The sequence below is a fragment of the Bradyrhizobium sp. CCGUVB4N genome (assembly GCF_024199945.1).
Lineage (GTDB): Bacteria > Pseudomonadota > Alphaproteobacteria > Rhizobiales > Xanthobacteraceae > Bradyrhizobium.
The window spans coordinates 7,608,796-7,625,028 of record NZ_JANADP010000001.1 but is presented as its reverse complement, the minus strand read 5'-3'; the positions used below and the strand labels follow the sequence as shown (position 1 = coordinate 7,625,028).

The following is a 16,233-nucleotide window of genomic DNA, read 5'->3' as shown; positions in this document are numbered from 1 at the left end:
ATGAGCGATCAATACCCGGCGGCAAGTCCCGAGTTGCGCCGCGGATCGTTGGCGCCGTAGTAGCGGTTGTTGCCGACCTGCTGGCCGCCCAGTGACGGCGCGCCGACGATGATGACCGCCAGGTGGTTGGCCGGTTGCGGCGGCCCGAAATTGTGACCCATGCCCTCCAGAATTTTGCGCGTGTCGGGTGACAGCGCGTAATTCTCGACATTGGTCAGATCGGGCAGCCATTGCTGGTGGATGCGCGGCATGTCGACGGCTTCCTGCGCATTCATGTCGTAGTCGATCGCGTTGATCATGGTCTGCAGGACAGCCGTGATGATGCGGCTGCCGCCGGGCGTGCCCACCACCATGACGGTCTTGCCGTCCTTGGTGACGATGGTTGGGCTCATCGACGACAGCGGCCGCTTGCCGGGAGCGATGGAATTGGCCTCGCCCTGCACCAGGCCGTAAAGGTTCGGCACCCCGACTTTCGCGGTGAAGTCGTCCATCTCATCGTTGAGCAGCACGCCGGTCTTCGCAGCGGTCACCTTGGCGCCGAACCAGTCGTTCAGCGTGTACGTGACCGAGACCGCGTTGCCGTCCTTGTCGGCGATGGAATAGTGCGTGGTGTTACTGCCCTCGTGCGGCGCGACGCCTGGCTTGATGTCCTTGGAGATTCCGGCCTTGTTCGGATCGATCACCGCACGGATCTTGGCCGCGTAAGCCTTGTCGAGCAGGCGATCGAGCGGATTCTTCACAAAATCCGGATCGCCGAGGTAGCTGTTGCGGTCCACGTAAGCGTGCCGCATGGCTTCGATCTGCACATGCACGGCCGCTGCCGAGTGATAGCCGAGCTCCTTCAGCTGATAGCCTTCCAGGATATTCAGGATCTCGCAGATGATGACGCCGCCCGAACTCGGCGGCGGCGCCGACACCACGTGATAGCCGCGATAGTCGCATTCGACCGGCGCGAGCTCGCGCGTCTTGTAATTGTCGAGGTCGTCCTGCGTGATCAGGCCCTTGCCGGCCTGGCTCGAGGCCACGATGGCGCTGCCGACCCAGCCTTTATAGAAGCCGTCGGTGCCTTTGCCGCTGATCTCGCGCAGCGTCTTGGCGAGCTCCGACTGCACCAGCTTCTCGCCGACCCGGTACGGCTGACCGTTGTTGAGGAAGATGGCGGCGGAGGCTGGATCGTCCTGAAAGTCCGCGGTGGTGGTGAGCAGCAGGTCGATGTCGCCCTGGTCCAGCGCAAAGCCTTGTTCGGCGAGCTGGATCGCGGGAGCGAGCAGGTCGGCGCGCTTCATGGTGCCGTATTTTTCGCGCGCATATTCCATGCCCGAGACGGATCCCGGCACACCCACCGCGAGGTGTCCCTTGGTCGAGATGCCCTTGATGACGTTGCCGTCCTTGTCGAGGTACATGTTCGCAGTCGCGCCCTTGGGGGCGGTCTCGCGGAAATCGAGGAAGGTCTTGCGGCCGTCGGCGAGCTGGATCGTCATGAAGCCGCCGCCACCGAGATTGCCGGCGGCCGGATAGACGACGGCGAGGGCATAGCCGACGGCCACGGCGGCATCGACGGCATTGCCGCCGCGCTTGAGCACGTCGACGCCCACTTGGGTCGCCAGATGTTGGGCAGAGACGACCATGCCGTTTTCCGCGGCGATCGGTGCGACCGATGCCGCGCGCGCGGGGCCGAAGGTGACGAGGCTGACGGATACGATGGCGGCGGTCATCCACCGCAGGCTTGTTCCCGCATGTTGCACGGCTTGCTCCCAAGGCAAGGCCGGCTGTCTCCGGCCCTTGTTGGTGATGCAGGCCCAATTTATCAGGCGGCGTTCGTCGGGCAAATCGGCCGTCGAGGTCCAAGGGTGCCGGCCACCAGTCCAACTGCGCTCCCTCCCCCCTTGCGGGGGAGGGCGGGGGAGAGGGGTGGCTCAGCAAATGGTGTTTGTCAGAGCGTCCGGATTTCTTCGCCACGAGGCGAATCCCCGTGTGGCACCCCTCTCCCTAACCCTCCCCCGCAAGGGGGGAGGGAACCGACCTCCTGTGGGTCCGGGAGTTTGCTCACTCACTCGGTGCGGCCACGCGACATCCTGCCTCGCGCTTGCCCTTCCGCCCCCCATCCCTCGGCGCCGTCTCGCTTTCCCGCGGCCAAATTCGTCCCTGGTAACCCGGCATTAACCATCGGCGGGCTCTGGTAATTATGGACAATCGCGCCCGGAGCTGTCGTCGAGGCCCTTAGTTTTGACATCTTGGCAGGGAATGCAGGCGGCGGCTTTGGACGAGCCCCTGCACCCCAGAAAGACAAGGCTTTGAGCGGGCTTGCCGGCCGCGCCGGTTCTAGCGCGGCGGTTGGGGAACCGGCAGCCATTTTGCTAGCCGCGACATAGACAACGATCGCCCAAAAGCGATCGTCTTGAGAGGATATTTCTGATGAATCCGGCCGACGTGGCTCAGTCCACCCTTCCGGTTGTGGCGTCCGCCGACGTGTCGCTGATCGCGCTGTTCTGGCAGGCTCACTGGATCGTGAAATGCGTCATGCTGGGCCTCTTGTCCTGCTCGGTCTGGGTCTGGGCCATCGCGATCGACAAGATCTTCCTCTATGCCCGCACCCGCCGCTCGATGGACCGGTTCGAGCAGGCGTTCTGGTCCGGCGAGTCGATCGAGGAGCTCTATCGCACGCTCTCGGCCAAGCCGACCCATTCCATGGCGGCCTGTTTCGTCGCGGCGATGCGCGAATGGAAGCGCTCTTTCGAAAGCCACGCCCGCTCGGTCGCGGGCCTGCAGATGCGCATCGACAAGGTCATGAACGTCTCGATCGCCCGCGAGGTGGAACGGCTGGAACGCCGGCTCCTGGTGCTTGCGACCGTCGGCTCCGCCGGCCCCTTCGTCGGCCTGTTCGGCACGGTCTGGGGCATCATGTCGAGCTTCCAGTCGATCGCGGCGTCGAAGAATACCTCCCTGGCGGTGGTGGCGCCCGGCATCGCGGAGGCGCTGTTTGCGACCGCGGTCGGCCTTATCGCCGCCATTCCTGCCACTATTTTCTACAATAAGTTCACTTCCGAGGTGAACCGGCAGGCCCAGCGGCTCGAGGGCTTCGCTGATGAATTTTCAGCCATTCTGTCCCGTCAGATCGACGAGCGGGGCTGACGGACGGCATGTATAGTGTGAAGGCGAGATTGGGCACCAAGCCATGGGCATGAACGTAGCCAGTTCGTCCGGAGGCGGCGGGCGCCGCAGCCGGCGCAAGCCGGTCATGGCCGAGATCAACGTCACGCCGATGGTCGACGTGATGCTGGTGCTGCTCATCATCTTCATGGTGTCGGCGCCGCTGCTCACGGTGGGTGTTCCGCTCGATCTGCCGTCGACGCAGGCCAAGAGCCTCGATCAGAACGACCAGAAGCCGATCCAGATGTCGGTCGACATCAAGGGCAAGGTGTTCATCGCCGACGCCGAGATCCAGATCAACGAGCTGATCCCGAAGCTGAAGGCGATCACGGACGCGCGCGGCGGGCTCGAGGAACGCATCTATCTGCGCGCCGACAAGAAGGCGGATTACGGCACGGTGGCAAAGGTCATGGGCCTGCTGTCGGGTGCGGGCTTCAAGAAGCTGGCGCTCGTCACGGAAGCGGATCAGGGGTCCTAGGCCGGTGAAGGTGAACGTCGACAAGACACTCGTTGCGTCGATCGTGCTCCACGTCCTCGTGATTGGATGGGGGCTGCTCACCTTTAGCAGCAAGGCCTTCATCGCGCCGGAGGAGTCGCTTCCGGTCGACATCATTTCCAGCGATCAGCTCGCGCAGATGATGTCGGGCCAGAAGACCGGCAAGAAGGAAGAGCCGAAGCCCAAGGTCGAGAAGATCGCCGAGGCCAAGCCCGAGGAAGATGCCGTCGGCAAGGTCACCGAGAAGAAAGAGCTGATCAAGACCAACTCGACCCCCGATCCGCCGCCGAAGCCTGTCGAAAAGCCGGTCGAGAAGAAGCCCGATCCGCCGAAGCCGGTCGCCGAGACCAAGCCGAAGGAAGAGCCGAAGCCGCAGGAGAAGAAGCCTGATCCGGCCAAGGAAGATCCGATCGCGGAGCTGCAGAAGAAGCTCGACACCAAGAAGCCGCCGCCGAAGCCCGTGGAGCAGAAGGTTGCGGCTGTGCAGCCGCAGCAGCAGCCGAAGCCCAAGGAGCGCACCTTCGACCCCGCGCAGATCGCCCGCGACCTCGACAAGCGCGCCGCGACCCGGCACGAGCAAACGGGATCGGCGCTGAATGCGTCAGCATCGCTGGGCTCGACGACCGGAACTGCCGTCAGCAACGTCGCGACTTGGCAAGGTGCGTTCCAGGGCGCGGTCAAGCGCTGCTTCACGCCCACCTATAACGGGCAGGACGCCAACCTGTACGAAGCCGACATCGACATTCCCATGAAGGTCGACGGATCGCTGGCGTCGGAGCCGGTCATCGTCGCGGTGCGAGGACCGTCGCGGTCGATCGCCCAGGCGGTGGCGGAGAGCGCCAAGCGCGCCATCGTGCAGTGCCAGGTTTATTCGTTCCTGCCGAAGCAGCAATACGACAGCTGGAAGCTCATTCCGATGACTTTCGGCCTGAAAGACATGTTGTGACATCCGAACAAAAGAATTTTGCGATGAATGACGTTCGATCGATGAACCGCCGCCGCTTCATGACCCTGACCGGGTCGACGCTCGCGTTGCTCGGGGGCGGACAGGCCTTCGCGCAAGGTCAGCCGCCGCGGCTTCGCATCGATCCCACCGAGTTTCGGCCGATCCCGATCGCGATCACTGGTTTCGTACCGGGCTCGCCCGCCGACGGCGATGTCAGCAACGGTGTGACGCAGGTCATCACCAACAATCTGAAGCGCTCGGGCCTGTTCGCCCCGATCGATCAGGCCGCCTTCATCGAGCGCATCAGCAACATCGACGTCGCGCCGCAATTCCAGAACTGGAAGACCCTCAACGCGCAGGCCCTCGTCACCGGTCGCATGACGCGGCAGCCGGACGGCCGCCTCAAGGCCGAATTCCGCCTGTGGGACGTGGTCACCGGCCAGCAGCTCGCCGGCCAGCAATATTTCACCTCGCCGGAATATTGGCGCCGCATCGCCCACATCATCTCCGACCAGATCTACGAGCAGATGACCGGCGAAAAGGGCTATTTCGACAGCCGCGTCGTGTTCGTCGACGAGTCCGGGCCGAAGGAGCGCCGCGTCAAGCGGCTGGCGATGATGGACCAGGACGGCGCCAATGTGCGCTACCTCACCCGCGGCGCCGATCTCGTGCTGACGCCGCGCTTCTCGCCGAACTCGCAAGAGATCACCTATATGGAGTTCGGGCAGGGCGATCCGAAGGTCTATCTCTTCAACATCGAGACCGGCCAGCGCGAGATCGTCGGCAACTTCCCCGGCATGACCTTTGCGCCGCGCTTCTCGCCGGACGGCCAGCGCGTCATCATGAGCCTGCAGCAGGGCGGCAATTCCAATCTGTTCGTGATGGATCTGCGCTCGCGCTCGACCACGCGCCTCACCGACACGCCGGCGATCGACACGTCGCCGTCCTACTCGCCGGACGGCACCCGCATCTGCTTCGAGTCCGATCGCGGCGGCAGGTCGCAGATCTATGTGATGGCGGCGGGCGGCGGACAGGCGCAGCGCATCTCTTTCTCGAAGGACGACAACAACGCCACCTATTCGACGCCGGTGTGGTCGCCGCGCGGCGATTACATCGCCTTCACCAGGCAGGGCGGTGGGCAGTTCTCGATCGGCGTCATGAAGCCGGACGGCTCCGGCGAGCGGCTCCTCACCTCCGGCTATCACAATGAAGGCCCGACCTTCTCGCCGAACGGCCGCGTGATCATGTTCTTCCGTGATCCCGGCGGCAGCGGTGGGCCGTCGCTGTTCTCGGTCGACATCTCCGGCCGCAACGAGCTGAAAGTGCCGACGCCGGGCTTCGCCTCCGATCCGGCTTGGTCGCCGCTGCTGTCTGCGACCGCGGGCCAATAGGTCGATCGCGCGTCTGACGACGCGCGATGTTTTTTTCGAAAAAAAGCGCTGATTTTTCCGCTTTTCGCGCGCGCGGCAAGCTTTCCTTCACCTTGCGCCCGGCAAGGCTTGCCTAGTTGCTTGATATTTCAGCGGAAACAGTTTCGCTATTGCCGAAAAACAACTCGACTTTAACGATGTTCCCTCAGAAAGGCTTCATCAGGTGTGGGTAAAAGTACGCGCCAAACAGGACGCGCGTACAAACGAAAATGCAGTTCGCAAGCCAGACCGGAAAATCCGATCAAGGACAGGCGGCGCCCCCGGTGTCGGCGGCGCTGAATGATTCCCTGTTCGAAGCGCCCGGTCCGCTGTTTGCGGGTATCGTCTTCGTCGCCATCGGGGCCGCCATCACGGCGCTGAGGACCGGACAAACTCTGACCTGGGCGACGGTGGCCCTGATCATCCTGGCCGGAGCTCTCCGCCTGTTCGATCTGCGGCGCTTCCTGCCCCGCAAAGCCAGCCTGACAGCCGAAGAAGCCGTGGTCTGGCAGAGGCGCTATCTGATGGGCGCGCTGATCCAGGCCGCTGCCATCGGAACATGGTGCGGGCTCGCTCTGGTGAGCACTGACGACGCCGTCGTCCACATGATCGCCCTCTCCATCACCACCGGGATCGTCGGGGGAGGCGCAGGACGGGCTTACGGACGGCCATCGATATACCATCTGCAGGCCGGCCTCATGTTCGGTCCGGCCGTGATCGCGCTGGCGTCGTGGGGCACGCCCTACTACATCGCCATGTCAGTCGTGAGCGCCGCATTCCTGCTGGCGATCATGCAGCTCTCGGCCAATCTGCACAGAATATTCATGCGTGCCGTTGTGGCGCGGGAGCGCGAAGCGGCGCTCGCCGGCCAGTTCGACACCGCCCTGAACAACATGCCGCACGGCCTGTGCATGTTCCGCGTCGACAGGCAGCTCGCCGTGATGAACCACCGGTTCAGCGCGATGCTGGAGCTGCCCGAGGATCTCGTTCGGAGCGGCATCACCGCGCGTGACATCATGGCCGCGTGCGTCAGCTCCGGCTCCATCTCGGCCGCGAGCGGCGAGATGATCGTCACCGAGATCGAGAACTCGCATGCGAACGAGATCGTGACCGTCGATCCCGACGCGGAGAGAAACCGGTCATTGTCCTGGACGGTGCAGCCGATGGCCGACGGCGGCGCAGTGCTGCTGCTCGAGGATGTGACCGAGCGGCGCAATGCCGAGGCCAAGATCACCCATCTTGCCCGTTACGACGAATTGACGGCGCTCCCCAACCGCGTCCATTTCCGCAACGAGATCGAATCCCTGCTGGCGGCCTCGCGCCATTCCGACCGGCTCTCCGCGCTGCTGTTCGTCGACCTCGACCAGTTCAAGCAAGTCAACGACACGCTCGGCCATCCCTGCGGCGATCAGCTCCTCTGTGCGGTGGCCAACCGTCTGCGCGAGATGCTGCGGCCCGAGGATTTCGTCGCCCGCTTCGGCGGCGACGAGTTCGTCGTGTTCCAGCAGAATATCAACGCGGCCGAAGATGCCGCGAGCCTCGCCCGCCGCATCGTCGAGCGCCTGAGCGAGCGCTACCGGATCGACAATCACCTGGTCGAGATCGGCGCCAGCGTCGGCATCGCGCTGACCTCGCCGGATGGCGCCAGCGCCGACACGCTGCTCAAGAACGCCGACATGGCGCTTTACCGCGCCAAGGCCGACGGCCGCGGCACCTTCTGCTTCTTCCGCGACGAGATGGCGGCCACCGTCGAGGCGCGCCGCATCCTCGAGCTCGATCTGCGCAAGGCACTCGCCAACGAGGAGTTCGAGCTGTTCTACCAGCCGCTGGTCAATCTGAAGTCCGGCAAGATCACCACCTGCGAAGCGCTGCTGCGCTGGAATCATCCGGTGCGCGGCACGGTCTCGCCGGTCGACATCATCCCGGTCGCCGAGGACATGGGCCTGATCGTCGATCTCGGCCGCTGGATCCTGCGCCGCGCCTGCATGGAATGCATGAAATGGCCGGAGGGCGTCAGCGTCGCCGTCAACTTCTCGCCGCAGCAATTCCACCAGCGCGACGTGCTGAGCGAGATCCGTTACGCGCTCGAGGTCTCGGGCCTGCCGGCGTTCCGCCTCGAGATCGAGATCACCGAATCCTCGCTGCTGCGTAACACCCAGCTCACCCACGATATCCTGTCACAGCTGCATGCGCTCGGCGTGCGCATCTCGTTGGACGATTTCGGCACCGGCTATTCGAGCCTCAGCTATCTGCACAACTTCCCGATGCAGAAGGTCAAGATCGACCGCTCCTTCCTCGAGGGCATCGACGCCGACCGCCCGCTGACGCTGTTGCGCGGCGTGGCGCGGCTGTCGGCCGACCTCGGCATGTCGGTCGTGGTCGAGGGCATCGAGACCAACGAGCAGCTCGAGCTGGTGAGCGCCGACGGCACCGTTTCCGAAGGGCAGGGCTACCTGTTCAGCCGGCCGGTACCTGCCGTCAGGATCCGTCAGTTGCTCGATGCCTCGCATGGCCGCCGCATGGCGGACGCTCAGATCGTCTCGATCTCCTCGCGGTCGTTTGGCTAACGCCGCGCTCCCAGCCGTCCCCATTTCCTCAATGTTTCCCTGTATTTCCCCGGGGTTTTACGGGGCCTGATCCTTAACCCTAACATTTCGAAGCCTTTGCAATTCGGTTAAGGAGTCATTAATCTTGCCCACACTCGCGGAAGTTGCCCGCGGGGCGGGAGTATCAGATGAAGTCAGGAGCCGAGCCGCGCGCGCCGCTCGAAATTCGAGGGGCAGGGTTGTTCGACCGGCTCGATTATCGGCTCGTCGAAACCCCCGAGGACCGTGATGCGGTCTACGCGATGCGCTACCGGGCCTACCTGCACGGCGGACTGATCTCGCCGAACGCGTCTCAGCGGATCGTCGACACTTACGACGATGCCCCCAACGCCTGGATCTTCGGAATCTATCTCGACGGAGAACTCTGCAGCTCGCTTCGCCTGCACGTCCTGACGTCGGAATGGCGGATGTCCTACACCACGGAATTGTTCGGCGATGTGCTCAACTCGCGCCTGGACCGAGGCGAGGTTTTCGTCGATCCCGCGCGTTTTGCTGCAGATCCCGACAAGAGCCAGCGGTTTCACGAGCTCCCTTACCTGACGCTGCGGCTAGCCTATCTGGCCTGCGATCATTTCAATGCCGATCTCGGACTTGCGATGGTGCGTACGGATCACCAGGCGTTTTATCGCCGGATCTTCCTGCATGAGACCCTCACGGAGCCGCGTCCGTTCCCGGGCTGGCATTCGCGAAAAGTGGTCCTGATGGCCTCCGATTTCGCCAAGCTTCGGGAGCGGGTCTTGACCCGCTTTCCCATCATGCGCTCGAGCGCCTTCGAGCGAAGGATGCTGTTCGATCGTGCCGGCCAGACCCAGGCCGTGTCCCGGCCGGTGCTCGTCCCGGCCAGCACCGTGGCCTGATCGGCTAACGCCGGTTCCCGCAAGACTCTCCGTAAAGGCCCAAAATTCCGGCGGACTCGGCGTTTTTGCCGGCTAAGGCGGCTTGCCTTCACCCTCGCGCCACATTTACAACCCATTAACCATAGTGGGTGCTTTTCGCTGGTTGGGGGCATTTGACCGGCTGAGGCAAGGTTCCGTCAAGGTTGACGGAACGTTCGCTTAACCAACCCCCTGTAGACCGGACAGCAGTGGACGAACGTGAGCGTGGAGGCTCCGGAATGATGAATCCTATGCGTATCCTCCAGGGATTGAAGCTGGCCGCGGTGGTTGCCATCGCATTGTCGATGGGCGCCTGCGCGAAGCAGAACGCGGGCCTGGATGCGAACGCGAGCGCGGCGACGCCGGGCAGCCAGCAGGACTTCGTGGTGAACGTGGGCGACCGCGTGTTCTTCGAGAGCGACCAGACCGATCTGACACCGCAGGCGATCGTGACCTTGGAGAAGCAGGCGCAGTGGCTGCAGACCTATCCGCGCTACTCCTTCACCATCGAAGGTCACGCGGACGAGCGCGGCACCCGCGAATACAACATCGCACTCGGCGCCCGCCGCGCCCAGTCGGTGCGCTCGTTCCTCGCCTCGCGCGGCATCGATGCGAACCGCATGCGCACCATCTCCTACGGCAAGGAGCGCCCGGTGGCCGTGTGTAACGACATCTCCTGCTGGTCGCAGAACCGTCGCGCTGTGACCGTGCTGAACGCGAGCTCCTGACGTTCAGTCAGCCGCCGTTCATCTTCAGAAACCGATTATGCCGGCGCCCTCTCGGGCGCCGGTTTCGTTTCAGCGATCTGTGACAGAAACCCCGTGGTGCCAGTCACATTTTTGGCGTACTGCCTTTCAAAGTGTGGCGCGTCGCATGTTCCGTCGCAGATTTCGTTTTCGTCGTCAGGGCAAGATGTCATCCAAATTCAAGGCAATTACCGGCACCGTGGCGTTCGCCGCGCTGCTCTCTTTGTGCGCGCCCGCCTTCGCCCAGTCGGACGACGGCGATCCCGAGATGCGGATCGAACGGCTGGAAAACCAGCTGCGCCAGCTCACCGGCCAGAACGAGGAGCTGCAATATCGCAACCGTCAGCTCGAGGATCGGCTGCGGGCGCTCGAGGGTGGCGCGCCCGGACAGCCGGCACAGCCAAACGCCGCGGCCGTGCCGCCGGCCCAGGTTGCGCCGCCCTATCGCCAGCAGCCTCCGCAGCAGCAACAGGCTGCGCAGCCGGGTTACGAGCAGCCGCAGATCGCTGCTCCCGCGCCGATCGTTCAGGAGCAGCCGGGCCCCGGCGCGCCCGGCACGCGCCGCCGCGGTGATGCGTTCGACCCGAGCCAGAGCCCGAATGCGCCCGGCGCGCCGCGCGCGCTCGGCGGCGGCCAGCAGCCGATGCCGGCTCAGGGCGGCGCGCCTGGCGGCCGTGCTGCCGGCGAACCGCTCGACCTCAACAACACCGGCGGCCGCTATCCGCAGGCCGCGGCACCGGCGCAGCAGGGCTATCCGCCGGCGCAGCAGGGTTATCCGCCGCAGGCCGGTGGTCCGGCTCTCGCGACGCTGCCGCCCTCGGCGACGCCGCGCGACGAGTTCGACCTCGGCATCGGCTACATGCAGCGCAAGGACTATGCGCTCGCCGAGCAGACCATGAAGAATTTCACGGCGAAATATCCGAGCGACCCGCTGCTTGGCGACGCGCAATACTGGCTCGGCGAAAGCTATTTCCAGCGCCAGCAATATCGCGACTCGGCCGAGGCCTTCCTCGCCGTCACCACCAAATACGACAAATCGGCCAAGGCGCCGGATGCGTTGCTGCGGCTCGGTCAGTCGCTCGCCGCGCTGAAGGAGAAGGAAGCCGCCTGCGCCGCCTTCGGCGAGGTCGGCCGCAAATATCCGCGTGCCTCCGCCGGCGTCAAAGCGGCGGTGGATCGCGAGCAGAAGCGGGTGAAGTGCTGATCCGCCGCGTTTGAACCTGACAACGCCGATGGCGCTGCGCTAAATTGCAGCGTCATGTCCGACGACGACAATTCTCCGATTTCGGCACGCGAGGCGAAGCAGCTCTTCGCCGAGCTCAAGAGCGCGCCTGCGCTGGTGCTCGCGGTCTCCGGCGGGCCCGACTCGGTCGCGCTGATGTGGCTCGCGGCGCGCTGGCGGCGCAGCCTGGCGCGCGGCCCGGAGCTCATCGTCGTCACCGTCGATCATGGCCTGCGGGCGGAGGCGGCGCGCGAGGCGCGCGAGGTCAAGCGGCTCGCCACTGAACTCGGCTTGACACACCGGACCCTGCGCTGGCGCGGTGCAAAGCCGGCAACGGGATTGCCGGCCGCCGCGCGCGAAGCCCGCTATCGCCTGCTTGCGCAGGCCGCGCGCGCAGCCGGCGCGAGCCACGTGCTGACCGCGCATACCCGCGACGACCAGGCCGAGACCCTGTTGATGCGGCTGCTCCGCGGCAGCGGCATCGCAGGTCTGTCGGCGATGGCGCGACACGCGACGCGCGATGGCCTGGTGCTGGCGCGCCCGCTGCTCGATGTGCCGAAGTCGCAGCTCATCGCGACGCTGAAGCGGGCTGGAATCGGTTTCGCCGACGATCCCACCAACCGCGATGCGGCCTTCACGCGGCCCAGGCTTCGCGCGCTGCTGCCGCAGCTCGCAGCCGAGGGTGGCGATGCCCGCACGCTGGTTCGTCTTTCGGCGCGGCTCGCCCGGGCCAACGTGGCGGTCGAGGTGCTGACCGACGGCGCCGAGCGCTTCCTCCGTTTGCGGGATCGCGGCGATGCGCCGCAGCCGGACGTGCGCAGTTTCGCGGCCGCAGCCTTCGCCACCCTGCCCGAGGAAGTCCGGCTGCGGCTGCTGCTGCGGGCCATCGACGCGGTCGGGCACGAGGGGCCGGCGGAACTCGGCAAGGTCGAGACCCTGCTGGCTGCGATCGATCAGGCCATGCGCGACCAGGACATCTCCGCCCGCTCCCGTGCGCCCGTAAATAGCCGTGCCATCCTGAAGCAGACCCTGGCGGGAGCCTTGATCAGCCTTGCCGGGGGGCGTATCCACATCGCGCCCGCGCCGGCCCGGCGGTCCAGGAATGGTCCCAAAGGCGGATGAGGGCGGACCATGACACCGGCCGTTTCGGCAACGCGCCGTCAGGACACCTTAACCAGGCAGGAAAAACGCCCGCTTTGATGCCATTATTTCAGCGGGAATCGCTCTAAGATGGGATAAATAGTCCCATCTCGTTCCCTTGGCAGCGACCGGGGCGGCACCTAAATTGTATGCGTCTAACGATGAGGATTCCTTGGGGATTTCCTCGTAAAGCCCAAGGATGAGGCCGCGATCCGCGCGACCACGAAGGAAGATCGATGAACGCCAATCTGCGCAATTTCGCCCTCTGGGTCATCATTGTTTTGCTGCTGTTGGCGTTGTTCACGCTCTTCCAGAATCCGGGCCAGCGGGCCTCCTCGCAGGACATCGCCTTCTCGCAGCTCCTGAGCGAAGTTGACCAGGGCCGCGTCCGTGACGTCGTGATCCAGGGTCCCGACATCCACGGCACCTTCACCAACGGCTCCAGCTTCCAGACCTATGCGCCGAACGACCCGACGCTGGTGAAGCGCCTGTACGACAGCAAGGTCCAGATCACCGCGAAGCCGCCCGGCGACAACGTGCCGTGGTTCGTCTCGTTGCTGGTCTCCTGGCTGCCCTTCATCGCGCTGATCGGCGTCTGGATCTTCCTGTCGCGGCAGATGCAGGGCGGCGCCGGCAAGGCGATGGGTTTTGGCAAGTCGCGCGCGAAGATGCTGACGGAGGCCCATGGCCGCGTCACCTTCGAGGACGTCGCCGGCGTCGACGAAGCCAAGCAGGACCTGCAGGAGATCGTCGAATTCCTGCGCGACCCCGGCAAATTCCAGCGCCTCGGCGGCCGCATTCCGCGCGGCGTGCTGCTGGTCGGCCCTCCCGGCACCGGTAAGACCCTGATCGCGCGCGCGGTCGCGGGCGAAGCCAACGTGCCGTTCTTCACCATTTCGGGTTCGGACTTCGTCGAAATGTTCGTCGGCGTCGGCGCCTCCCGTGTGCGGGACATGTTCGAGCAGGCCAAGAAGAACGCGCCCTGCATCATCTTCATCGACGAAATCGATGCGGTCGGTCGTCACCGCGGCGCCGGTCTCGGCGGCGGCAATGACGAGCGCGAGCAGACGCTGAACCAGCTGCTGGTCGAGATGGACGGCTTCGAGGCGAACGAGGGCGTGATCCTGATCGCCGCGACCAACCGTCCCGACGTGCTCGATCCCGCGCTGCTGCGTCCGGGCCGCTTCGACCGCCAGGTCGTGGTGCCCAATCCGGACGTCGTCGGTCGCGAGCAGATCCTCAAGGTCCACGTCCGCAAGGTGCCGCTGGCCCCCGATATCAACCTCAAGACCATCGCGCGCGGCACGCCCGGTTTCTCCGGCGCCGACCTGATGAACCTCGTCAACGAAGCCGCCTTGACCGCCGCGCGCCGCAACAAGCGCATGGTTACCCAGGCCGAGTTCGAGGAAGCCAAGGACAAGGTGATGATGGGCGCCGAGCGCAAGTCGCTCGTCATGACCGAGGAAGAGAAGCTGCTGACGGCCTATCACGAGGGCGGCCACGCCATCGTCGGCCTCAACGTGCCCGCGACCGATCCGATCCACAAGGCGACCATCATTCCGCGCGGCCGTGCGCTCGGCATGGTCATGCAGCTCCCCGAGCGCGACAAGCTGTCGATGTCCCTGGAGCAGATGACCTCGCGCCTCGCCATCATGATGGGCGGCCGCGTCGCCGAAGAGCTGATCTTCGGCCGCGAGAAGGTAACGTCCGGTGCCGCCTCCGACATCGAGCAGGCGACCCGCCTTGCCCGGATGATGGTGACGCGCTGGGGCCTGTCGGAAGAGCTCGGCACCGTCTCCTACGGCGAGAACCAGGACGAGGTGTTCCTTGGCATGTCGGTCTCGCGGACGCAGAACGCCTCTGAGGCGACCGTGCAGAAGATCGACTCCGAGATCCGCCGCCTGGTCGAGGAAGGCTACAAGGAAGCGACCCGCATCCTCACCGAGAAGCACGCCGATCTCGAAGCGCTCGCCAAGGGCCTGCTCGAGTTCGAAACGCTCTCCGGTGACGAGATCGTCGACCTGCTCAAGGGCAAGAAGCCGAACCGCGAGTCCGTGCTCGAGCCGACCACGCCGCGTGCCTCCGCCGTGCCGCCGGCCGGCAAGTCGCGCCCGCGGCCCGATCCGGATCCCGGCCTGGAGCCGCAGCCGCAGGCGTAACGCCTACGCCTCATGGCCGGCACTTCCGGCAAACCGATAGTGCAAAAGCTCGGCATAAAGCCGGGCTTTTGTATTTTTGTGGACGGCCTTGCGACCGCCTACCGCGACGTGGTCGGCGAACTCCCTGACGACGTGACCATCGCCAGGACCGCGAAGGCGCCGCTCGACATGGTGCATCTGTTCGCAGCCGACGCCAAAGGCCTCGCCGCAAAACTGCGCAGCTACCGCAAGGCGATCGCGCCGGATGGGATGATCTGGGCGTCGTGGCCGAAGAAAGCGTCCGGCGTCGCGACCGACGTCACCGAAGCCCTGGTGCGCGAGACCGCGCTCGCGAACGGTCTCGTCGACATCAAGATCTGCGCCGTCGACGATGTCTGGTCCGGCTTGAAGCTCGTGATCCCCGTGAAGGACCGCGCGAAGCCCGCGAAATAGCACCGCTGCCGTAGGGTGGGCAAAGGCGCGCAAGCGCCGTGCCCACGACCTCTCGGCACGCACGATAGAGATCGTGGGCGCGCTCTCGCTTTGCCCGCCCTACGATATCTCACTTCGCCGCGGCGCCCGCCGTCTCACCGCCGCGCCCCAGAAACCGCATCACATCATCGGTGAACTGCCCGGGATCCTGCAGGAACGAGAAGTGGCTGACCTCCGGCTGGATCAGCAGGCCGGCGCCGGGAATATTCGCCGCCATGAATTCGGTGTTCTCGCGCTTGATCGCCTCGTCGTGGTCGCCGTCGACGATCCAGGTCGGCACCTTGATGCCTGCGAGATCGGAGGCCGTCCATTTCGGCTGGCTCTCCCACATCTTGGTAATCTCCGCGACGAAGCTCTTGTACTCGGTCGGCGTCGGCGAGAGGCGCTTGTACTCCTCGCCCGCCCGCGCGATGTAGGCGTTGAAGACGTCGCTCGACGCGATATCGGCAACGCCCGACGGATCCGAATTCGCTGCGAACGCAAACAGCCTGCTCACCCGCTCCGGATGCTTCATCGCGATGTCGAGGCCGATGATCGCGCCGTCGCTCCAGCCGACGATCGCGGCCTTCCTGATCCCGAGATGATCGAGCAGGGCGACCACGTCCGAGGCCATCAAATCGTAGCCATACGGCTCCTGATTTCGGTGGCTCCGCCCATGTCCACGACTGTCCATGACGATGACCTGATAATGCCGCTGCAGCGCGCGGACCTGATGGCCCCAGTAATTGGCATTGGCGAGGCCGCCATGCAGCAGGAGGACCGGCTCGCCGCGGCCGAAACTCGCGTACCAGATCTTGATGCCGTTGACGGGCGCGAAGCCGCTTTGCGTTGCCTTGGGCAAGGTCGGCGTCGGCGGCAGGTTCAGCCATCGCGGTGCTGCATGTGCCGTGCCGAGCGACATCGTGATGAGAAGTGCGGCGAAGAGATTGCGAAACATGGCACGTCTTCCTGCTGGGCGACCTGGCGCTGCGCTTCGTCCGCCTTACGGCTGCGGTGATCGTCGCCCGATAATG

At 64.9% G+C, this 16,233-nt stretch carries 13 protein-coding genes; 11 read left to right on the top strand and 2 right to left on the bottom strand.

Annotated elements, in window-relative coordinates:
* Positions 1-8 precede the first annotated feature (8 nt).
* Positions 9-1,715: a gamma-glutamyltransferase gene (ggt, locus tag NLM31_RS35440; RefSeq protein ID WP_254135523.1), complete on the bottom strand. Its 1,707-nt coding sequence runs from the start codon at positions 1,713-1,715 to the stop codon at positions 9-11.
* A gap of 700 nt (positions 1,716-2,415) precedes the next feature.
* Here ggt and tolQ point away from each other — a divergent pair.
* The 11 genes from tolQ to NLM31_RS35385 all read left to right on the top strand — a co-directional run bounded on the left by tolQ (position 2,416) and on the right by NLM31_RS35385 (position 15,181).
* Positions 2,416-3,132 carry a protein TolQ gene (gene tolQ, locus NLM31_RS35435; protein WP_254133892.1) on the top strand — a complete coding sequence of 239 codons (717 nt, stop codon included), beginning with the start codon at positions 2,416-2,418 and terminating at the stop codon, positions 3,130-3,132.
* Positions 3,133-3,175: 43 nt separating this feature from the next.
* On the top strand, positions 3,176-3,628 hold the full coding sequence (tolR, locus tag NLM31_RS35430) for a protein TolR (protein ID WP_254133891.1): 453 nt from the start codon (positions 3,176-3,178) through the stop codon (positions 3,626-3,628).
* Positions 3,629-3,632: 4 nt separating this feature from the next.
* Complete coding sequence (locus tag NLM31_RS35425) at positions 3,633-4,592, top strand: cell envelope integrity protein TolA (protein ID WP_254133890.1); 960 nt, start codon at positions 3,633-3,635, stop codon at positions 4,590-4,592.
* 23 nt (positions 4,593-4,615) lie between these two features.
* Positions 4,616-5,983 (top strand): Tol-Pal system beta propeller repeat protein TolB, encoded by a 1,368-nt coding sequence (gene tolB, locus NLM31_RS35420; RefSeq protein ID WP_375143608.1) that lies wholly within the window; start codon positions 4,616-4,618, stop codon positions 5,981-5,983.
* A 248-nt stretch (positions 5,984-6,231) separates the two neighbouring features.
* The gene (locus tag NLM31_RS35415) at positions 6,232-8,568 is read left to right on the top strand and encodes a bifunctional diguanylate cyclase/phosphodiesterase (RefSeq protein ID WP_254133889.1); all 2,337 of its coding nucleotides are present in this window, start codon (positions 6,232-6,234) and stop codon (positions 8,566-8,568) included.
* A 167-nt stretch (positions 8,569-8,735) separates the two neighbouring features.
* A complete protein-coding gene (locus NLM31_RS35410; RefSeq protein WP_254133888.1) occupies positions 8,736-9,464 on the top strand; it encodes a hypothetical protein in 729 nt (242 codons plus the stop codon).
* Positions 9,465-9,721: 257 nt separating this feature from the next.
* A complete protein-coding gene (pal, locus tag NLM31_RS35405) occupies positions 9,722-10,210 on the top strand; it encodes a peptidoglycan-associated lipoprotein Pal (protein WP_254133887.1) in 489 nt (162 codons plus the stop codon).
* 184 nt (positions 10,211-10,394) lie between these two features.
* Positions 10,395-11,432: a tol-pal system protein YbgF gene (ybgF, locus tag NLM31_RS35400; protein ID WP_254195244.1), complete on the top strand. Its 1,038-nt coding sequence runs from the start codon at positions 10,395-10,397 to the stop codon at positions 11,430-11,432.
* Between the two features lie 54 nt (positions 11,433-11,486).
* A complete protein-coding gene (gene tilS / locus NLM31_RS35395) occupies positions 11,487-12,572 on the top strand; it encodes a tRNA lysidine(34) synthetase TilS (RefSeq protein ID WP_254195243.1) in 1,086 nt (361 codons plus the stop codon).
* Positions 12,573-12,826: 254 nt separating this feature from the next.
* Positions 12,827-14,749 (top strand): ATP-dependent zinc metalloprotease FtsH, encoded by a 1,923-nt coding sequence (gene ftsH, locus NLM31_RS35390; protein WP_254133884.1) that lies wholly within the window; start codon positions 12,827-12,829, stop codon positions 14,747-14,749.
* A gap of 12 nt (positions 14,750-14,761) precedes the next feature.
* Positions 14,762-15,181, top strand: coding sequence for a DUF3052 family protein (locus NLM31_RS35385; protein ID WP_254195242.1), 420 nt, complete (start codon positions 14,762-14,764; stop codon positions 15,179-15,181).
* Positions 15,182-15,290: 109 nt separating this feature from the next.
* Here the strand turns inward: NLM31_RS35385 and NLM31_RS35380 are convergent, their stop codons facing one another.
* The gene (locus tag NLM31_RS35380; protein ID WP_254195241.1) at positions 15,291-16,157 is read right to left on the bottom strand and encodes an alpha/beta fold hydrolase; all 867 of its coding nucleotides are present in this window, start codon (positions 16,155-16,157) and stop codon (positions 15,291-15,293) included.
* Between the last annotated feature and the right edge of the window lie 76 nt (positions 16,158-16,233).